At 64.2% G+C, this 17,896-nt stretch carries 19 protein-coding genes and 1 pseudogene; 9 read left to right on the top strand and 11 right to left on the bottom strand.

Annotated elements, in window-relative coordinates; all coding sequences use genetic code 11:
* From V6M52_RS01785 to recR, 3 genes and pseudogenes are all read left to right on the top strand, one after another.
* Nucleotides 1-778 (top strand): annotated as a pseudogene (locus V6M52_RS01785) (DNA polymerase III subunit gamma/tau); the annotation flags it as partial.
* Nucleotides 775-1,098, top strand: coding sequence for a YbaB/EbfC family nucleoid-associated protein (locus tag V6M52_RS01780; protein ID WP_332698809.1), 324 nt, complete (start codon nt 775-777; stop codon nt 1,096-1,098). The pseudogene V6M52_RS01785 and the gene V6M52_RS01780, both read left to right, overlap by 4 nt.
* Nucleotides 1,099-1,108: 10 nt before the next feature.
* Nucleotides 1,109-1,702 carry a recombination mediator RecR gene (recR, locus tag V6M52_RS01775; RefSeq protein WP_332688981.1) on the top strand — a complete coding sequence of 198 codons (594 nt, stop codon included), beginning with the start codon at nt 1,109-1,111 and terminating at the stop codon, nt 1,700-1,702.
* On the opposite strand, the gene V6M52_RS01770 is transcribed toward recR, so the two are convergent.
* From V6M52_RS01770 to V6M52_RS01760, 3 genes are all read right to left on the bottom strand, one after another.
* Nucleotides 1,699-2,595 carry a dienelactone hydrolase family protein gene (locus tag V6M52_RS01770; protein ID WP_332698806.1) on the bottom strand — a complete coding sequence of 299 codons (897 nt, stop codon included), beginning with the start codon at nt 2,593-2,595 and terminating at the stop codon, nt 1,699-1,701. The two genes, recR and V6M52_RS01770, sit on opposite strands and share 4 nt — an antisense overlap.
* A 73-nt stretch (nt 2,596-2,668) precedes the next feature.
* On the bottom strand, nt 2,669-3,160 hold the full coding sequence (locus V6M52_RS01765; RefSeq protein WP_332688985.1) for a hypothetical protein: 492 nt from the start codon (nt 3,158-3,160) through the stop codon (nt 2,669-2,671).
* Between the two features lie 87 nt (nt 3,161-3,247).
* Complete coding sequence (locus tag V6M52_RS01760) at nt 3,248-4,666, bottom strand: DNA recombination protein RmuC (protein WP_332698803.1); 1,419 nt, start codon at nt 4,664-4,666, stop codon at nt 3,248-3,250.
* Between the two features lie 125 nt (nt 4,667-4,791).
* Between V6M52_RS01760 and def the strand changes: the two genes are divergently transcribed.
* The 3 genes from def (at nt 4,792) to truA (ending at nt 7,084) form a co-directional block, all read left to right on the top strand.
* On the top strand, nt 4,792-5,307 hold the full coding sequence (gene def / locus V6M52_RS01755) for a peptide deformylase (protein WP_332698800.1): 516 nt from the start codon (nt 4,792-4,794) through the stop codon (nt 5,305-5,307).
* A gap of 118 nt (nt 5,308-5,425) precedes the next feature.
* Entirely contained in the window at nt 5,426-6,346 is a 921-nt protein-coding gene (gene fmt / locus V6M52_RS01750; RefSeq protein WP_332698797.1) for a methionyl-tRNA formyltransferase, read from the top strand.
* Entirely contained in the window at nt 6,347-7,084 is a 738-nt protein-coding gene (truA, locus tag V6M52_RS01745) for a tRNA pseudouridine(38-40) synthase TruA (RefSeq protein ID WP_332698794.1), read from the top strand. It begins immediately after the preceding gene.
* A gap of 7 nt (nt 7,085-7,091) precedes the next feature.
* On the opposite strand, the gene V6M52_RS01740 is transcribed toward truA, so the two are convergent.
* The 5 genes from V6M52_RS01740 to dapD all read right to left on the bottom strand — a co-directional run bounded on the left by V6M52_RS01740 (nt 7,092) and on the right by dapD (nt 10,829).
* Nucleotides 7,092-7,682 (bottom strand): hypothetical protein, encoded by a 591-nt coding sequence (locus V6M52_RS01740; protein ID WP_332688994.1) that lies wholly within the window; start codon nt 7,680-7,682, stop codon nt 7,092-7,094.
* A 16-nt stretch (nt 7,683-7,698) separates the two neighbouring features.
* Nucleotides 7,699-8,241 (bottom strand): hypothetical protein, encoded by a 543-nt coding sequence (locus V6M52_RS01735; protein WP_332698791.1) that lies wholly within the window; start codon nt 8,239-8,241, stop codon nt 7,699-7,701.
* Nucleotides 8,238-9,398 (bottom strand): succinyl-diaminopimelate desuccinylase, encoded by a 1,161-nt coding sequence (dapE, locus tag V6M52_RS01730; RefSeq protein ID WP_332698788.1) that lies wholly within the window; start codon nt 9,396-9,398, stop codon nt 8,238-8,240. Before dapE ends, V6M52_RS01735 begins: the two co-directional genes overlap by 4 nt.
* 21 nt (nt 9,399-9,419) lie before the next feature.
* Nucleotides 9,420-9,899 carry a DUF805 domain-containing protein gene (locus tag V6M52_RS01725; RefSeq protein WP_332698785.1) on the bottom strand — a complete coding sequence of 160 codons (480 nt, stop codon included), beginning with the start codon at nt 9,897-9,899 and terminating at the stop codon, nt 9,420-9,422.
* 87 nt (nt 9,900-9,986) lie between these two features.
* Nucleotides 9,987-10,829 carry a 2,3,4,5-tetrahydropyridine-2,6-dicarboxylate N-succinyltransferase gene (dapD, locus tag V6M52_RS01720; protein ID WP_332698782.1) on the bottom strand — a complete coding sequence of 281 codons (843 nt, stop codon included), beginning with the start codon at nt 10,827-10,829 and terminating at the stop codon, nt 9,987-9,989.
* A 208-nt stretch (nt 10,830-11,037) separates the two neighbouring features.
* Between dapD and V6M52_RS01715 the strand changes: the two genes are divergently transcribed.
* The gene (locus V6M52_RS01715; RefSeq protein ID WP_332689005.1) at nt 11,038-12,417 is read left to right on the top strand and encodes an FAD-containing oxidoreductase; all 1,380 of its coding nucleotides are present in this window, start codon (nt 11,038-11,040) and stop codon (nt 12,415-12,417) included.
* Nucleotides 12,418-12,426: 9 nt separating this feature from the next.
* Here V6M52_RS01715 and V6M52_RS01710 read toward each other — a convergent pair whose 3' ends face one another.
* From V6M52_RS01710 to V6M52_RS01700, 3 genes are all read right to left on the bottom strand, one after another.
* Complete coding sequence (locus tag V6M52_RS01710) at nt 12,427-13,260, bottom strand: sugar phosphate isomerase/epimerase family protein (protein ID WP_332698779.1); 834 nt, start codon at nt 13,258-13,260, stop codon at nt 12,427-12,429.
* Nucleotides 13,261-13,490: 230 nt separating this feature from the next.
* The gene (locus V6M52_RS01705; protein ID WP_332698776.1) at nt 13,491-14,312 is read right to left on the bottom strand and encodes an amidohydrolase family protein; all 822 of its coding nucleotides are present in this window, start codon (nt 14,310-14,312) and stop codon (nt 13,491-13,493) included.
* 48 nt (nt 14,313-14,360) lie between these two features.
* A complete protein-coding gene (locus tag V6M52_RS01700) occupies nt 14,361-15,128 on the bottom strand; it encodes an IclR family transcriptional regulator (RefSeq protein ID WP_332689009.1) in 768 nt (255 codons plus the stop codon).
* 200 nt (nt 15,129-15,328) lie between these two features.
* On the opposite strand from V6M52_RS01700, the gene V6M52_RS01695 reads away from it, so the two are divergent.
* A complete protein-coding gene (locus V6M52_RS01695; RefSeq protein ID WP_332698773.1) occupies nt 15,329-16,855 on the top strand; it encodes a sugar ABC transporter ATP-binding protein in 1,527 nt (508 codons plus the stop codon).
* Nucleotides 16,852-17,847 (top strand): ABC transporter permease, encoded by a 996-nt coding sequence (locus V6M52_RS01690; RefSeq protein ID WP_332689013.1) that lies wholly within the window; start codon nt 16,852-16,854, stop codon nt 17,845-17,847. The genes V6M52_RS01695 and V6M52_RS01690 overlap by 4 nt, the downstream gene beginning before the upstream one ends.
* Nucleotides 17,848-17,896: the final 49 nt, after the last annotated feature.

Below are 17,896 nucleotides of genomic sequence, written 5' to 3'. Positions count from 1 at the left end.
GCGCGGCGCCGAGCTTGCCGGCAAGCTGCCCATGCGCGCGCTCACCCGCGCCTGGCAGATCCTGTTCAAGGGCCATGACGAAGTCGCCCGCGCCAATAATGGCCTGCAGGCCGCCGAAATGGCGCTGATCCGGCTGGCCTATGCCGCCGATCTGCCCAGCCCAGACGATCTCATCGCCCGCCTCGCCAACCAGCCCGCCCCGGCCCCCAGCCTGCCGCCCAGCGCGCCGATCTCGCGTGGGCCCTCCAATGGCGGTGGTGGCGGACCTTCGGCCATGCGCGTCGAAGCGCCCCGTCCGGTGATGACAGAGGCGGTAGCCGCCCAGCCATCCGTGCCCCAGCCACAGGCGGCTTTGGCCACCGTCACCAGCTACAAGGAACTGATTGCCCTGGCCCAGGCCAAGCGCGACGTGCTGGTCAAGATCGCCCTCGAAGGGCAGATGCGGCCCATTTCCTTCGAGCAGGGCCGCATCGAGGTCGCCCTCGCCGATGGCGCCGATCCGGGCATGATCGCCACGCTGTCCGCGCGCCTCCAGCTCTGGACCGGCCAGCGCTGGCTGGTCACCGTCTCCAGCAAGCCGCCCGAGGGCATGACCGTCCGGCAGGAAGCAGCCCAGCGTCAGCAGGCGGCCCAGGCCGCCGCCCATGAGGACCCGCTGGTCAAGGCCATCCTCGATACATTTCCCGGGGCCAAGGTGGTCAATGTGACGGTACGCGACGACGCCACCACCACGCTGCCTGAAGCGCCCCCGCCCCCACCCGAAGAGGACGACGAATGAAAGACATCATGGGTATGATGAAGGCCGCCGGCGAGATGAAAGGCAAGATGGAGGCCATGCAGGCCGAGCTTGCCACTCTCGTGGTCGAAGGCCGCTCCGGCGGTGGCATGGTCACCGTGTCGCTCAGCGGCAAGGGCGATCTCAAGGGCCTCAAGATCGATCCGTCCCTGTTCAAGGAAGACGATGTCGAAGTGCTCGAAGACCTGATCGTCGCCGCGCATGCCGACGCCAAGGCCAAGTCCGAAGCCGAAATGCAGAAGAAGATGGCCGAGGTCACGGCTGGATTGCCCATTCCCCCGGGCATGAAGTTCCCGTTCTAGAGCCTATACAATGGCATCCGGCGGACCCGAAATTGAACAGCTGATCCAGCTCCTGGCGCGCCTGCCGGGGCTCGGGCCGCGTTCGGCCCGGCGTGCCGTGCTGCACCTGGTCAAGAAGAAGGATCAACTGATGATCCCGCTCTCGGCGGCGCTCGACCGCGCGGTCGTCGCCGTGCGCACCTGCGAGGTCTGCGGCAATATCGACACCATGAGCCCCTGTTCGATCTGCGCCGATCCACGGCGCGATAGCGGCATGCTGATCGTGGTGGAAGATGTCGCCGATCTCTGGGCGCTGGAACGGGCCGGCGTCGGCCCCGTCAAATACCATGTCCTGGGCGGCGTCCTTTCCCCGCTCGACGGCGTCGGACCGGATGATCTCTCTGTCGATGCGCTGCTCAGCCGCGCCGCGTCCTTCAAGGAAGTGGTGCTGGCCGTCAACGCCACCGTCGAGGGCCAGACCACGGCCCATTACATCACCGACCGCCTGGCCGGCTCCGGCGTCAAGGTTACCCGCCTCGCTCACGGGGTTCCCGTGGGGGGCGAGCTCGATTATCTCGACGAAGGCACCCTCAGCCAGGCGCTCAAGGCCCGCACCGAGATCTAGGCCGACAGCGTTTCCCTGAACAGCGCTATGGTGCGCGACCACGCCAGGTTTGCCGCCGCCTTGTCATAGCGGGCTTTGCTCGTGTCATTGTTGAAGGCGTGGTTGACCCCGTCATACATGAACAGCTGATAGTCGGTCCCGACGGCCTTGAGCGCATCCTCAAAAGCCGGAATGCCGGCATTGATCCGATCGTCCAGCCCGGCATAATGCAGCATCAGCCGGGCCTTGATCCGGGGCACGCCCTCCGCGGCGGGCTGACCGCCATAATAGGCCACCGCGGCCGCCAGGTCGGGGGACGCTACCGCCAGATTGTTGACCGTGCCACCGCCCCAGCAAAAGCCCATGGCGCCGACCTTGCCCGTCACGTTTTGCAGTGATTTGAGATAGGCGATGGCGGCAACGCCATTGGCCGCCACGTCTGTCGCCGAGAGATTGCCGAACAGGCCCCGGGCCGCTTCTTCATCGGCGGGCGTACCACCCAGGTCGGAGAGAAAGTCGGGCGCCAGCGCCACGAATCCCTCCAGCGCCACGCGACGAGCTACATCCTTGATATGGGCGTTGAGTCCGCGATTTTCGTGCACCACGATCACCGCGCCACGGGGGCCGCCGGCCGTGGGGACAGCGAGATATCCCTTCACTTCGCCCTTGGTACCCGGATAGGTCACATCGGAAATGGTCAGATTGGCGTCGGTCTCCGACGTCAGGCTCTGCGCTTGTGCATTGGAGGCCATCAGCGTCGCTGCCGTCGTTGCGGCTGTCATGGAGCCGGCGAGCTTGGCCAGGTTATCCATGAACGCCCGACGATCGAGCGAGAGATGGGTGTATTCGTCGAAGAGGTTGATCATGTCCTGCGTAATCGCCGGACGGTCGTCGCCAAGGTGGTCCGTCATCATCGTCTCCTCCGCTTGGAGCCAGGACGATAGGCCCCGCCATGGCGCGCCCATGGACATAACGGCGATTGAAACCCTAGTGGAAATCCTTGTCGGCCCGGAACTCGTCGCCGCCATCCCACTGTTGCTCTTCGAGCAGGGCAGCCTCATCTTCTTCGTCCAGAACCTCTTCATCCCCCTCGATGGCGTAGCGGCCGTCCTCGTCGTCGGGTGACAGGGCATCCAGCCGATCCGCGGGATCATTGTCGAAGTTGGTGGTGAGCCCGGAATAGGTTTCGCCATCCTCGCCATTGGCAATGATCGCGCTGAGTTCGTCGATGGCCCGGTCCAGTTCCTCCAGCATCGCGGCCGGGTCCTGGTCGCCCCAGTCGCCGCTTTCGCGAATGGCGCTTTCTTCCCGCAGCTCCCGCAGCCGCGCCAGCCTCTCGCTGGCAGGGCGATCATCGCCATAGAGCAGTTCTTCGATTTCGCTCTGGCTATAGGGCTGGGCAATGCCCGGCTGATCGGCATTATCGAAATTGGTATCCTGCGGCACCATGGTGCCATGATGGTCGTGATGCTGCGCCATTCTCGCCTCCCGTGCTGGATGAGCAGGAGATCAACGCGGCGGGAGCCAAGAGGTTCGACCCAAGGCGCATAAACGTGATCCGGCGGCCTACGCCAGGTCGCCCGGTTCGTCCTTGCCCACGATGCGCAGGGTTGGTGTCTCCTCGGTGCCGCCATCCCAGCCCGAGGGCAGGCCGCGATTGGTCTTGGCGCCCAGTTCACGCAGCAACTCCACCTGCCGCACCACATTGCCCCGGCCGGTCGAGAGCTGGCCCCTGGCCTCGTCAAAGCTCTGCCGTGCCTTGTCCAGCTGCCCGTCGAGCTTGTCCATGCTCGCCAGGAACCCGGCCACCTTTTCGTAGAGCGCGCCCGCCCGCTCGGCGATTTCGTCGGCATTGCGATGGCGCTTCTCGATGTCCCAGACATTGCGCACCGTGCGCAGCACGGTCATCAGCGTCGTCGGCGTGGTCAGCATCACGCCCTGGCTCATGCCATATTCGAACAGCTTGGCATCGGCCTGCATCGCAGTGGCCAGCGCCGCCTCGATGGGCACGAACATCATGACATAGTCGAGGCTGCTGCGCGCATGCCGCTGGTAGGTCTTCTCGCCCAGCGTGCGGATATGGCTGCGCACCGACACGATATGAGCCGCCAGGTGCTGCTCGCGCGTGTCGTCCTCGCAATTGGTATAGGCCTCGAAGGCAGTCAGCGAGACCTTGGAGTCGATCACCAGCCGATCATCGTTCGGCATCAGCACTTCGACATCCGTGCGCAGGCGCGCCCCGTCTTCGCCGGCATGGCTCTGCTGGGTCACATATTGCTCGCCCTCGCGCAGGCCGGAGCGTTCCAGGATGGTCGAAAGGATCATCTCTCCCCAGGCGCCCTGCGTCTGCGAATTGCCCTTGAGCGCCCGCGTCAGGTTGTTGGCTTCGGTGGTGATCTGCACATTGCTTTCCAGCAGCGCACGGATCTGCTCGCCCATCGTCGCCCGGTCCTTGATCAGCCCGACGTGAAACTCGCCAATCTTCTCCTGCAGCGGCTTGAGCAGCGTATCGACCTGCTCGCGGTTCTGCTTGGTGAAGGTCTCGCTCTGGTTCTTCAGCACATCCCCGGCAATGGCCTTGAACTCGTCGGTCATTTGCTGCCGGGCGGCGAGGAACCGCGCCTCGCTGGCCTGGGCCTGCGCTGTCTGCTCGGCCATCCGCGCCCGCAATGCCGACACGTCGGCCAGCAGGGCCGCGCTCTTTTCCCGCTCGCGGTCGAGCAAGTCGACGCCGCGCTCGCGCTCGACCCGCACCTGATGATCCAGCTCCTGGATGCGGCGGTCGCGCTCGCCGAGCTGGGCGAGGAAACCCTCGCGCAGCTGCGCCACCAATTGTGCACCGGCCTCGGCCGCCCGGCTGGCACTGGCGCTCATCACGGCAATCGTCACCACCACCAGCAACAGGGCAACCAGCGCCACGCCGCCGACCAGCGCCATGGCCAGCGTTACGGGGAAATCGCCGATGATAAAGAGCACATTATCCATCCCCGCTTCTTACCGCGATTCGTCTGTTCGCAGAATGTTCTCTTTCGCGGCGGCCACAAGAGTTGACCACAGCGCGGCAAATACCATATCGAAAGGGCAAATCCCTTTCCGCCGGACCTCTACCCATGGCCATCCGCCCTATTCTTGTCATTCCCGATGCGCGCCTGCGGGCCGTCGCCGATCCCATCATTGAGGTCGATGACGAGATCAAGACGCTGGCCAGGGACATGCTCGACACCATGTATGATGCCCCCGGCATTGGCCTGGCCGCGCCCCAGATCGGGGTGATGAAGCGCATCGTCGTGATGGACCTGGCTCCCGAGGGCGAAACGCCCGAACCCATGGTGCTGATCAATCCCGAAATCACCCATTTCGGCGAGCAGATGCAGGTCACCGAAGAAGGGTGCCTCTCCATCCCCGAGCTCTATTACGAGGTCGAGCGCCCCAACGAGGTCACGGTGAAATATACCGATCTCGACGGCAAGGAAGTGATCAAGGAAGCCGAGGGCAAGCTTGCCGTCTGCATCCAGCACGAACTCGATCACCTCGATGGCGTGCTCTATATCGACTATCTCAGCCGTTTGAAGCGCGACCGCGTCATCAAGAAATTCGACAAAGCCGCCAAGCGGGCTGCTGGCTGATTGCCACGACCTCGTCCTTCGACAAGCTCAGGATGAGGTCTACTGATACGCCGCGAATGACCAGTAGCCCTCATGGTGAGCCTGTCGAACCAAGAGGGCGTGCCCAGGAGTTTGTTTCATGCGCGTCGTCTTCATGGGCACGCCCGATTTTTCCGTCCCCACCCTGACCGAAATCGTTTCCTCCGGCCATGAGGTCGTCGCGGTCTATACCCGCGCGCCAAAGCCCGCCGGGCGCGGCCAGGAAGAGCGCAAGTCGCCGGTCCACCTGGCGGCCGAAGCCTTCGGCATTCCGGTCTTCACCCCGCGCTCGCTCAAGGGCGAGGCCGAGCAGATCGTCTTCGCCAGCCACGAGGCCGATGTGGCCATCGTCGTCGCCTATGGCCTGCTGCTGCCCAAGCCCATTCTCGACGCGCCGGCCCTCGGCTGCCTCAACCTGCACGGCTCGCTGCTGCCGCGCTGGCGCGGCGCCGCCCCCATCCAGCGCGCCATCATGGCAGGCGACACCCAGACCGGCGTCATGGTCATGCAAATGGACGAGGGCCTCGATACCGGTCCGGTCGCCATTGGCGAAGTCATGCCCATCGGCCCCGACATGACGGCTGGCGAGCTTCACGACACCATGATGCGCACCGGCGCCGACCTGATGGGCCGGGCCCTCGCGGCGCTGGAGCGCGGCAGCCTCGATTTCACACCCCAGCCCGAAACCGGCGCGGTCTATGCCAGAAAGATCGAAAAGGCCGAAGCCCGCATCGATTGGTCCCGCCCCGCCGCCGAGGTGCACAACCACATCCGTGGCCTCTCACCCTTCCCCGGCGCCTGGTTCGAGCTCGAGTTGGCCGGAAAGCCCGTCCGCATCAAGGCCCTGCGCTCCACCCTTGCCCAGGGCACCGGCGCCCCCGGCACGCTGCTCGACGGTCTCACCATCGCCTGCGGCACCGGCGCCGTCCGCCTCACCCAGCTGCAGCGCGAAGGCAAGGGCGCCATGGACACCGCCACCTTCCTGCGCGGGGCAGGGGCCTTGCCGCCGACCGTGCGCTAGATGCCCCGTTATAAGCTCACCATCGAATATGACGGCACCCCCTTCTCCGGCTGGCAGCGCCAGCCCGATCGCCCCAGCGTGCAGCAGGCGCTCGAACAGGCCATCGCCGCCATGTCGGGCGAAACCGTCACCACCCAGGCCGCCGGCCGCACCGATGCGGGCGTGCATGCCCTGGGCCAGGTCGCCCATTTCGACCTGTCAAAGCAATGGGACCCGTTCCGCATCCGCGAGGCGCTGAACTATCATCTGCGTCCGCAGCCGGTCGCCATCATCGCCGCCCAAGCCGTCGATGACAGTTTCGAAGCCCGCTTCTCCGCCAAAGCGCGCCACTACGAATATCGCATCCTCAACCGCCGCGCCCCGCCGGTCATCGAGCGCAATCACGTCTGGCACCTGCCCATGCCGCTTGATGCCGACGTCATGGATCATGCCGCCGGGCTGATCCTGGGCACGCATGATTTCACCACCTTCCGCTCAGCCGAGTGCCAGGCCAGGTCGCCTTTGCGCACGCTCGACGCCTTCGCGGTGCGGCGCGAACTCGACCATATCGTCATCACCGCCAGCGCCCGCAGCTTCCTGCATCATCAGGTGCGCTCGATGGTGGGCTCGCTCAAAATGGTGGGGGAGGGCAAATGGTCGCCGGCCGATTTCCGTGCCGCGCTCGATGCGCGCGACCGCACACGCTGCGGGGCCATGGCCCCGTCAGCCGGGCTCTACCTGACGCGCGTCGATTACTAGCTCTGGCTCAGAGCAGCGCGCCCAATAGCGGCTGCATCACGAATGCCGTCGCCAGTTGGGCGATGACGAACAGCGCCACATGCAGCGGGCGCAGCGTCAGGATCAGGCGGGCGATGTTGATGGAAATCACAAAAGCCGCAATGCCAAGTGCGACGAACGGAATGCTGCCAGTGGTGAGCCGGGCCATTTCTCCGCCAGGCTCCATGGCAAGGGGTTCGCCGAAGATCGCGATCATCGCCACGGCAAGAATGCCCTGGAACATGGTCGCCCAGTTTTGCACCACCACGAACGGCACGAAGCCATCGCCGCGGCCGAACTGACGCAGCACCACATAGGCGACGCCGAACTGGATGCCGGCGACCACGGCCCCCAGGATCACCACCGTGCTGGCCACGCCGGCGGGTGCTGGCGTTCCGAGCAGGGGCGGCCCAAAGGCCTGCACGGCGAGGCCAATCACCAGCGCGATGAACGAGCCGACAAGGCCGGCCTGGCGGAAATCGAAGAATGTGGGGGCCTGCCGGTTGCCGACGACGAGGGCAACGCAACCGCGCGCGGCAGCCACCAGTTCATCGAGGAAGGTCGTGGTCGGCTGGGCCAAGGGCTTGTCTCGATGCTTAAATGGATGAACCGGCTTGCGTGCTCAGCATGTAGAGCGCCACGCGCATGGCGACAAGCAGCACGACGGTCAAAACTGCGAAACCCGCCGAAACGCCGATCGTCCAGCCGGTCGCTGCCCGCGTCAGCGCAAACAGCAGATAGGCCAGCGCCAGCCAGCTCAGCATGACGACCGGCCCGCCGATCATGGCCAGCAGTCCCTCGGTGATGAGGAAGGCGGTCAGCGCATGGATGCCGGGCACCAGCACCGCATAGATCGGCGCGGCGGTCTTGAGCAGTATGCGCGTGCCCAGAAAGGTCACCACCAGCGAGGTGACCGGCAGCGCCAACACGAACATGGCGGTGAGCACGCCGCCAAAGCTGGGCATGCCGATGCTCATCGATGCCACGGCTACCGCCAGAAACGCCACGAAACCGAAGATGACGAGGGCCGTAACCAGCCCGGGCGCGGTCAGCGAAAAGCGCTCGCGCCAATCCGGCTCCCCGCGCAGGATCATCATCCAGCCGGCAACGGCCTGCGACAGCGCGGCCCACAGCTTCATGCGACCCCTCCAAAGAACCGGACCATGAAGCTGCGATAGATATCGGTCAGCCCGATGAGGTCGGTTATGGCGATATGTTCGTCCGCCTTGTGCATGCTCGGCCCCACCAGCCCGCATTCCACCACCGGCCCATATTGCGCGATGAAGCGCGCATCCGACGTGCCGCCGCCGGTCGACAGCTCCGGCCGCCTGCCGGTCACTGCGGCGATGGCGTCGGCCAGCGTGTCGACATCCCCGCTCAGCGGCGACAGGAACGAGCGGGAGGGTATGCCGGCAACCGTGAAGTCCACCTTGGCCCCCGCCGTGTCCACTCCGGCAATGCGCCCGCGCACCCAGTCGGTCAGCGTCTCGGGCGTCCACAAGTCATTGTAGCGGATGTTGAAGCGGATCGTCCCTGCGGCCGGGATGACGTTGGAAATGGCATTGCCGACATCGATCGAGGTGACTTCCAGATTGCTCGCCGGAAAATGCGCCGTGCCGGTGTCGATTTCGCAATCCAGCGCCGTCACGATCCGCGCCAGCGCCGGCAGCGGATTGTTGGCCTTGTCGGGATAGGCGACATGCCCCTGCATGCCAGTCACCGTGATGCTGCCCGACAGCGAGCCGCGCCGGCCGATCTTGATGCTGTCGCCCAAAAGCGCCGCCGAACTCGGCTCCCCGACTAGGGCAAAGTCGAAATGCTGCTGCTGGTCCTGCGCCCATTCCATCAGCTTGTCGGTGCCGTTGATGGCGTCGGCTTCCTCGTCATTGGTAATGGCCAGCATTACCGTGCCGGCCTGGGCCGGAATCGCCGCCGCCGCGGCAACGAAGGCGGCAATACCCGACTTCATGTCGGCAGCGCCCCGCCCATAAAGCTTGCCGTCGGCCTCGCGCGGGGTGAATGGATCGGACGTCCAGTTCGCCAGCTCGCCGGGCGGCACCACGTCGGTATGCCCGGCAAACAGCAGCCGGCGGCCGCCAGTGCCGCGGATGGCGAAGAGATTGTCCACGGGATAGGAGCCGTCGCCCTCAAAGCGCAGCCGCGTCACCGCAAAGCCGATGGCGCTCAAGGCGCCATCGAGCACATCAAGAGCGCCCGCAGTTTCGGGTGTTACCGAAGCGCAGCCAATCAGGTCCTTGAGCAGTCGGACGGGATCGTCCGGTCGTTCATTCGTCACGTGCAATCCCGTCCTTGTCGATCAGGCAGCGGCGGCGTAGCCCAGCGGATCGGACCCATAGCTGTTGGGACCCGCCGTGCCGCGCAGGAAGCCGAGCTGCACCAGCATGTAGATGCCGAAAACGCCCAGCAGCAGATAGAGGATCGACATCCACATGTCCGGCGTGGGCACGATGATGCCATTGCCAATATCGGTCATGCTCACGCCGATTCCGAAGGCCTGCATGAGCGTCAACAGGCCCGAAACGCCCATCAGCACCTTGAAGTCGGTGGCATTGTTGTCCCGGTCCTGCCGGCGTTTGATGCCGATGCACCAGCCCGGATAAAACAGGATGACATAGGCGATCAGCTGTCCCCAGCCCGATGCCCCGCCCAGCCCCACGATCCTCAGGATGATGCTCAGCAAGATGCTGGCAACGATGAGGCCGACAACGCCGATCCACCACTCCTTGCGCGAAATGCGCCCGTCTGTGGTGGTGTAGAGTAGCTTGAGTTTGTCCATGATTTTCCCCCTCGGAAATCGAACGCGCCAGGACCCATCCGGCACGCCGATACCTTAGGTGAATCGCAGGTCTCCCGCCAGTCCGGCTCAGTCGCGCAGCAGCTCGTTGATACCGGTCTTGCTGCGGGTCTGCGCGTCCACGGTCTTGACGATGACGGCGCAGTAGAGGTTCGGGCCGGGATTGCCGTTTGGCAGCGGCTTGCCGGGCAGCGAGCCCGAGACCACCACCGAATAGGGCGGCACCTTGCCGATGTGGATTTCGCCGGTATTGCGGTCGACGATCTTGGTCGATGCACCGATGAAAACACCCATCGAGATCACCGAGCCTTCGCCCACAACCACACCCTCGACCACTTCCGAGCGCGCGCCGATAAAGCAATTGTCCTCGATGATCACCGGGCCGGCCTGCAGCGGCTCCAGGACCCCGCCAATGCCCACGCCGCCTGAAATGTGCACGTTCTTGCCGATCTGCGCGCAGGAGCCGACGGTGACCCAGGTGTCCACCATCGTGCCTTCGTCGACATAGGCGCCCACATTGACGAAGCTGGGCATCAGCACAACGTTGCGCCCGATAAAGGCCGGGCTGCGGACGATGGCGCCTGGGACGGCGCGGAAGCCGGCTTCGCGGAACGTATTCTCGCTCCAGCCTTCGAACTTTGTGGCCACCTTGTCCCAGTAATGCGAGCCGCCCGGCGCGCCTTCGATAAGGCGATTGTCGTTGAGCCGGAAGTTGAGCAGCACGGCCTTCTTGAGCCACTGGTTGACCTGCCAGGTGCCATCGATCTTCTCGGCGACGCGCGCTTCGCCCGTGTCCAGCAGGCGCAGCGCTTCCTCGACAGCCTCGCGCACTGGACCTTTGGTGCTGAAACCGATCTCGGCGCGGGCCTCGAAGGCGTCATCGATGGTCTTGGCGAGATCGGCGTGGGACATGGAAGAATTCCTTGGATGAATGTGGAGCGGACCATAGCGGGGAGGGCCGCGGTGTCAATTGCGTTGCGCCGCAGCCGGGCATCCGATGGCTCGATCAGTCCTGCCGTTAACCAGCGGGCATCTATCGGCTGTGGGCGCGCGCGCCAATCCACTGGCGCCGTCATCGGCCCCGCCATAAACTCGCGCGCGATTTGGGGGTGCAAAAACCATGTCGGAACAATTCGATGCCATCATTATCGGGGCCGGCCAGTCCGGGCCATTCCTCGCTGCCCGGCTTGCCAGCGCCGGCAGGAAAGTCGCGCTGATCGAGCGCGAGCATCTCGGCGGTACCTGCGTCAACGATGGCTGCACGCCCACCAAGACGCTGGTGGCCAGTGCCCGCGCCGCCTGGGCAGCGCGTCACGCCGCCGAGTTCGGCGTGGTGGTCAAGGGGCCGGTGACTGTCGACATGAAAGCGGTCAAGGCCCGCAAGGACGCCGTCGTAGGCGCCTCGGTCAAAAGCCTCGCCGATTGGCTGGGCGGCCTGCAGACCCTTGAATATATTATGGGCTCGGGCAGCTTCGTGTCACCCACCGAAGTCAGTGTCGGCAAGCGCATCCTCACGGCGCCGCAGATATTCATCAATGCCGGGGCCACGGCCAGCGTGCCGGACTGGCCGGGGCTGAATGGGGTCAGCTACCTCACCAACACGTCGATGATGGATCTGGATACCCTGCCGGGTCATCTGATCATCGCCGGGGCCGGCTATGTCGGGCTCGAATTCGCCCAGATGTATGCCCGCTTCGGCGCCAAGGTCACCGTCATCGCTCGCGGCGCCCGCCCAGCCTCGGGCGAGGATGCCGATATCTCCGCCGCCATCAGGGGCATCCTTGAGGCCGAAGGCGTGACCTTCCTCTTCAACACCACGATCGAGGCCGTCGCCCGCGCCGGCCATGGCGTGCTGCTCTCGCTCAAATCGGGCGAACGTCGCGCCTCGGTGGAAGGCAGCCATCTCCTTTTGGCCATGGGGCGCACGCCCAACACGGCCGACCTCAACCTCGCCGCCGCCGGCATCGAGACCGACGAGTGCGGCTATATTCCGGTGGACGATCACCTGCGCACCAGGGTCAAGGGCATCTGGGCCATGGGCGATGTCAACGGCCGCGGCGCCTTCACCCACACCTCCTACAACGACTTCGAGATCGTCGCTGACAATGTCGTCGACGGCGGCAAGCGCTCCACCGCCGGTCGCGTTCCGGCCCACGGTCTCTTCATTGATCCGCCACTCGGCCGCATTGGCATGAGCGAATCTGAGGTACGCAAGTCAGGCCGCAAGGCCCTGATGGGCGTGATGCCCATGGCCTTGGTCGGCCGGGCCAAGGAGCGCGGCGAGACCCAGGGTCTGATGAAGGTGCTGGTCGACGCCGAGAGCAAGCAGGTTCTGGGCGCAGCCATCCTGGGCATTGGCGGCGACGAAGTCGTTCAGTCCCTGCTGCAGTTGATGGTCGCCGGCACGCCTTACACCACCATGATGCACACCATGCATGTCCACCCCACGGTGACCGAACTGATCCCGACCCTGCTGGCTGGTCTCAAGCCGCTGGACTAGAGCTCAGCCTCATACATCGCGCGTTGTTATGAAATCCCGCTCGGTGGCCAGCCCATGCCATTCGTTCGGAACGTCGCTGTCGAAGATCAGCGTATAGGGTCCCGTGTAGCCCGCCTCCTCGGCCAGCCGCACGCAGGCGCCATAGTCGGCTTCATCCAGGTCGCCATCGATGAAGTTGGCCTTGGCATGGCACAGCTCCGCCCGCCCGAAGATCGATTTGAGGTCCGAATACTTGTTCGGCCCGCCCCAATTGCCGAAATCGCCGAGCAGGCCGATCCGCCCATCCAGCTTGTCGAGCAGGAAATGCACATGCGCCGGCTCGGCCAGCAGGTCAAACCAGTTCTCGGTGACGAGCCGCACCGGTGACCCCGCATTGCCGTCCGCCAGCGCCGTCAGCGCCTTGACCGAACGGTCCAGCGCATCGCGCGTCGGCTTCTGTTTGCCGGCGATGATGCGGGCATTTTCCGCGCCCAGCTCGTTGGCGACCTCGATCCAGCCAGCGATCCATTTCTGGTCGCGTGCCCCATCCTGTGGATGGCTGATATCGCCGGCGTCGATCAGCAGCGTCTGCAGCCGCACCTCGGCAATTTTGAGCTGGTCGCGCAATTCGCCCAGATAGATCGGGTCGCGGCTGCGCAGGTGGAACGACACGATTTCCAGCCGATGATAGCCGTGATTGGCCAGCACCGACGGCAGCCCCAGCAGCGATTCCTCGCCCTCGCCATAGGTCTCCTGCATCGGCCCAACCTCATTGGTGGTCAGGTCGTGCGGATAGGTCATGCCCAAAAGGCGATGCAGTGACCAGGTGGAAACGGCGATACGGTCGGCGGCGATCTGGGCCATGATGAGGCTCTCCATTTTGCTGGCGAGCCTTCCATGCCAAAGGGTTGGATTCAACCGGTATTATCGCTCAACCGCCGGACTTCGTGGGCAGATGGGCATCGTCATCGATGCCGCCCGCCCCCATGATGTAGATCGTACGTTCATTACCCATTCAGGCTTGCGGCAAAATGCAGGCAAAACGCCAGCATGCTTGCAGCGTCTCGCCAGTATGCTGCAAGGGGCAGTGGGCTCTAAACCTTGTAAATCCGCTCCGCATTCCGATGCAGCAGCTTGGCCTGCTCCTCTTCGCTGGCGCCGCTGATGATCTCGCGCGTCGCCTCGACCCAGCGGGTCAGCGAGCCGGTCAACCTCACCACCGGATGATCGCTTCCCCAGACCACGCGGTCCCAGCCGAAGCTTTCAATGACATGCTCGACATAGGGGCGGATGGTCTCGACGGTCCAGTCGGGGCCGGAATAGGCCACGATGCCGGAGATCTTGGCGTTGAGATTGGGCAGTTTGGCGATGCGGCTGATATTGGCGCGCCACGGATCGAGACCGGCGCGGGTCACGTCCGGGACACCGCAATGGTCGAGGATGAAGGTCACGTCGGGCGCCCGTTCAACCAGCATCTGGCCGACAGGCAACTGGTCGGCACGCACGCAAAGATCAAAGCTCAGGTCATAATCGGGCAGGTGGCGGATATTCTCGACGAACAGGTCCGACTGGCTGAGATCATCCGGCGCTTGATGCAAAATCCGGCGTACGCCCTTGATATGGGCATGTTCGCTGAGCCGCTCGATCTGGTCGACGAAGTTCATATGTTCCGGCCGGCAGGCGGCGATGGCGCCGGAAATGCGGGGCAGGGTGAGTACGAATTCGCTCTCGGCCAGCATGTCGGCCTCGGCGACATCCACCTCCATATGCAGAGCCGATTCGATCCCCAGCGGTGCGGCCTCGGCGAAGTATTCGGCGATGTGCCAGGGCTTGTTGATGGTCGGATAGCCCGGGAGCCAGGGATAGGAGAACTTGTCCGGATAGATCAGGTGCAGATGGGTATCGAGAATGCGCATTGCCGGTTCTTCCTTTGCTGCCAGCTTGTGTTGCGGACGATAGCCCGTTCAGGCTGGCGCGCGCTGCGAAATCTCGCGCCCGGCTTCGCGCAGCAAGGCGAGCACCTGCGCGATATCGGGTGCGTCATCCTTGTCGAGCCGCTGAGTATAGGGCGCCGTAATCACGGCCAGCACGCTGCCAAGCGGCCCAAAGATGGGGACCGAGAGATTGAAGACACCCGGTGTCTGGGCGCTGGGCATGCTTTCGTAGCCATGTTCGCGAACCACCGCCAGGCGCGCCTCAAGCCCCGGCGGCAGCGTGCCCGGCATGTCCAGCCCCTGCGCCTCTAGCATCAGGGCGCGTTCCTCGGGCGGCGCGAAGGCCAGGAAGACATGACCCGACCCGGTATTGATCAGGCCGATCCGCGAACCGATGCGGATCGAAACGTTCCAATAGCCGGGCCCGTCGAACTGGGCGATGACAACCAGGATGTTGCGCTCCTGCACGACCAGATGGACGGACTGCTCGGCCCGGGCGGTGAAGCTGCGCAGGACTGGCGCTGCCTGGCTGATCAGCCGATGCAGCGGCGGCCGCTGGTGTGCCAGTTCGAATAGCTTGAGCGTGATCTCGTAGCGATCTCCCGTGGTGCGGCAAACGTAGTCGCGCCGCACCAGCCGGTCCAGCATGCGGTAGATTTCGTTGGGGGAGCGATCGAGCGCCTTGGCGATTTCGGCTTGGCTCAGACCCTCGGCCGTTGCTGCCAGAAGCTCGAGAATATCCAGACCCTTGTCGAGTGCCGGAGCGCGATACCTGTCGACGTCGTCTGCCTCGTTCATCCTGCCTCCCCGACCGGTTGCGCCACGTCGACTGCGGGTCGCAATAGATGCCGGTTTGCCTACACTGACATGTTAGTGCTTGCCACCATAGTTCATTTATGAATAGATTGTTTGTATGCGCATCGCAAGAATGCGCGGGAGGATGTTTCTACAATGCAGTTCGGACACCTGCGGCACCGGCGCCGCCAGGCGAGGTCGTGATGACATCGCTGGTCGAAATGATCGACATCGATAAGTCGTTTCCCGGCGTGCGTGCGCTGTCGCGAGCGCGTTTCGACCTCAGGGCTGGCGAAGTCCACGCGCTGATGGGCGAGAACGGTGCCGGCAAATCGACCCTGATGAAGATTCTCTCCGGCGTCTATTCCCGCGACACGGGCGAAGTTCGCCTCGATGGCAAGCCCGTGGAAATTGCCTCTCCCCGCCAAGCGCAGGATCTCGGTGTGGGCATCATCCACCAGGAACTGGCGCTGATGCGCGACCTGACAGTAGCGCAGAATATATTCATCGGCCGCGAGCCGCGTCGTGGCTTCATGCTCGACGAGGGCGCGCTCAACCGCAACGCCAAGGCAATCTTTGAGTCCATGCATCTCAAGATCGAGCCGACGGTGCGGGTCGAAACCCTGACCATCGCCAAGCAACAGATGGTCGAGATCGCCAAGGCGCTGAGCTATAGGTCGCGCGTGCTGATCATGGATGAGCCCACCGCGGCGCTCAACGATGCCGAGATCTCCGAGCTGTTCGCCATCATCAACCGGCTCAAGGCCGAGGGCGTCGGCATAGTCTACATTTCCCACAAGATGGACGAGATCAAACGCATCTCCGACCGGGTGACGGTGATGCGCGATGGCGAGTATGTGGGCACCGTGCCGGCCGCCGATACGCCGATCGAAACCATCATCTCAATGATGGTGGGCCGCACTCTTGCCACCGAGGCGCTGGTCATCCCCGATACGGCCAGTGCGCCCGTGGCGCTCGAAGTGCGCAAGCTCAACCGTGGCCGGGAAATCCGCGATGTGAGCTTTTCGGTACGCAAGGGCGAGATTCTCGGTTTTGCTGGTCTCATGGGGGCGGGGCGGACGGAAGTTGCCCGAGCCATATTCGGCGCCGACCGCCGCGGCAGCGGGGAAATCTGGGTGCATGGCAAGCGCGTGGGCATTTCCTCGCCGCGGGATGCAGTGCGCGCGGGTATCGGCTACCTCTCCGAAGACCGCAAGCATTTCGGCCTCGCCACCGGCATGGACGTGCGCAACAACGTCGCTCTCGCCTCGCTTGAACGGTTCACCAATCCGGTGGGGGTGCTGGACGATGGCGCGATGCAGAGGGCGGCCCAGGACTACATTGGGCAACTCTCCATCAAGACACCCAGCGACACGCAGGAGGCCCGACTCCTGTCTGGCGGCAACCAGCAGAAAGTGGTCATCGCCAAATGGCTGCTGCGCGACTGTGACATCCTGATCTTTGACGAACCGACGCGCGGCATCGATGTCGGCGCCAAATCGGAAATCTACAAGCTGCTCAATGCCCTGGCGGCCGAGGGCAAGGCGATCATCATGATTTCCTCCGAACTGCCCGAAGTGCTGCGCCTTAGCCACCGCATCGCGGTAATGTGTGAGGGCCGGCTCACGGGCATTCTGCCGGGCGGCGCCAGCCAGGAAGAGATCATGCGGCTGGCCACCCAGCGGCAGAGTGCCGTGATTGAAACATCAGACGAACGGAGGTCAGCATGACCGATACCGCAGCCCCCGCGCAGAAACCCGGACTACGCATTACCGGCGCCTTCCACCGGCTGCTAGCCTTTTCCGGGCTGATCGCGCTCGTGATCGTGTTCTCGCTGGCATCGCCCAATTTCATGCAGACCCAGAACGTACTGGCCATCCTGCAGGCCACCTCGGTCAATGGCGTGCTTGCCATCGCGGCGACCCTGGTCATCATTACCGGCGGCATCGACCTGTCGGTGGGTACGCTGATGACCTTCTGCGCGGTCATAACCGGCGTCGTGCTGACCTATCTCGGATTGCCCCTGCCGCTGGGTATCGTGGCATCGATCCTGGCAGGGACGGGGGTTGGGCTCATTTCGGGCACCATCATCGCCAAGCTCAAGGTGCCGCCCTTCATCGCCACGCTGGGCATGATGCTGATCCTCAAGGGCCTGTCGCTGGTCATTTCGGGCACCAAGCCGATCTACTTCAACGACACGCCGGGCTTCAATCAGATCGCGCTGGGCTCGCTGGTGGGCACGATATTCCCATCCGTTCCGCTGCCCAATGGCGTGCTGATTCTGTTCGTTGTGGCGCTGGTGGCGGCCTTCGTGCTCGGCAAGACGGCCCTAGGCCGCTACACCTTCGCACTGGGCAGCAACGAAGAAGCCGTGCGCTTGTCGGGCGTCAACATCGATCGATGGAAGATCGCGGTCTATGCCACGGCCGGCAGCATCTGCGGCGTGGCCGGCCTGCTCATCGCCAGTCGCCTCAATTCGGCTCAACCCGCGCTCGGGCAGGGCTATGAACTGGACGCCATCGCAGCGGTGGTCATCGGCGGCACATCGCTATCGGGCGGGCGTGGCACCGTGATCGGCACGCTGATCGGCGCCCTCATTATCTCCGTGCTGGCCAATGGCCTGCGCATCCTTTCGGTTCCCCAGGAATGGCAGACGGTCGTGACCGGCTCGATCATCATCCTTGCGGTCTATGCCGATATCCTGCGGCGCCGTGCACTTTAGGCGCCGACGATCCCCCGCGCCGTCCACAGGCGCCAACAAGAAAGCCGCC

The organism is Devosia sp. (assembly GCF_036676215.1).
Classification (GTDB): Bacteria; Pseudomonadota; Alphaproteobacteria; order Rhizobiales; family Devosiaceae; genus Devosia.
This window is presented reverse-complemented; position numbering and strand designations above follow the sequence as displayed.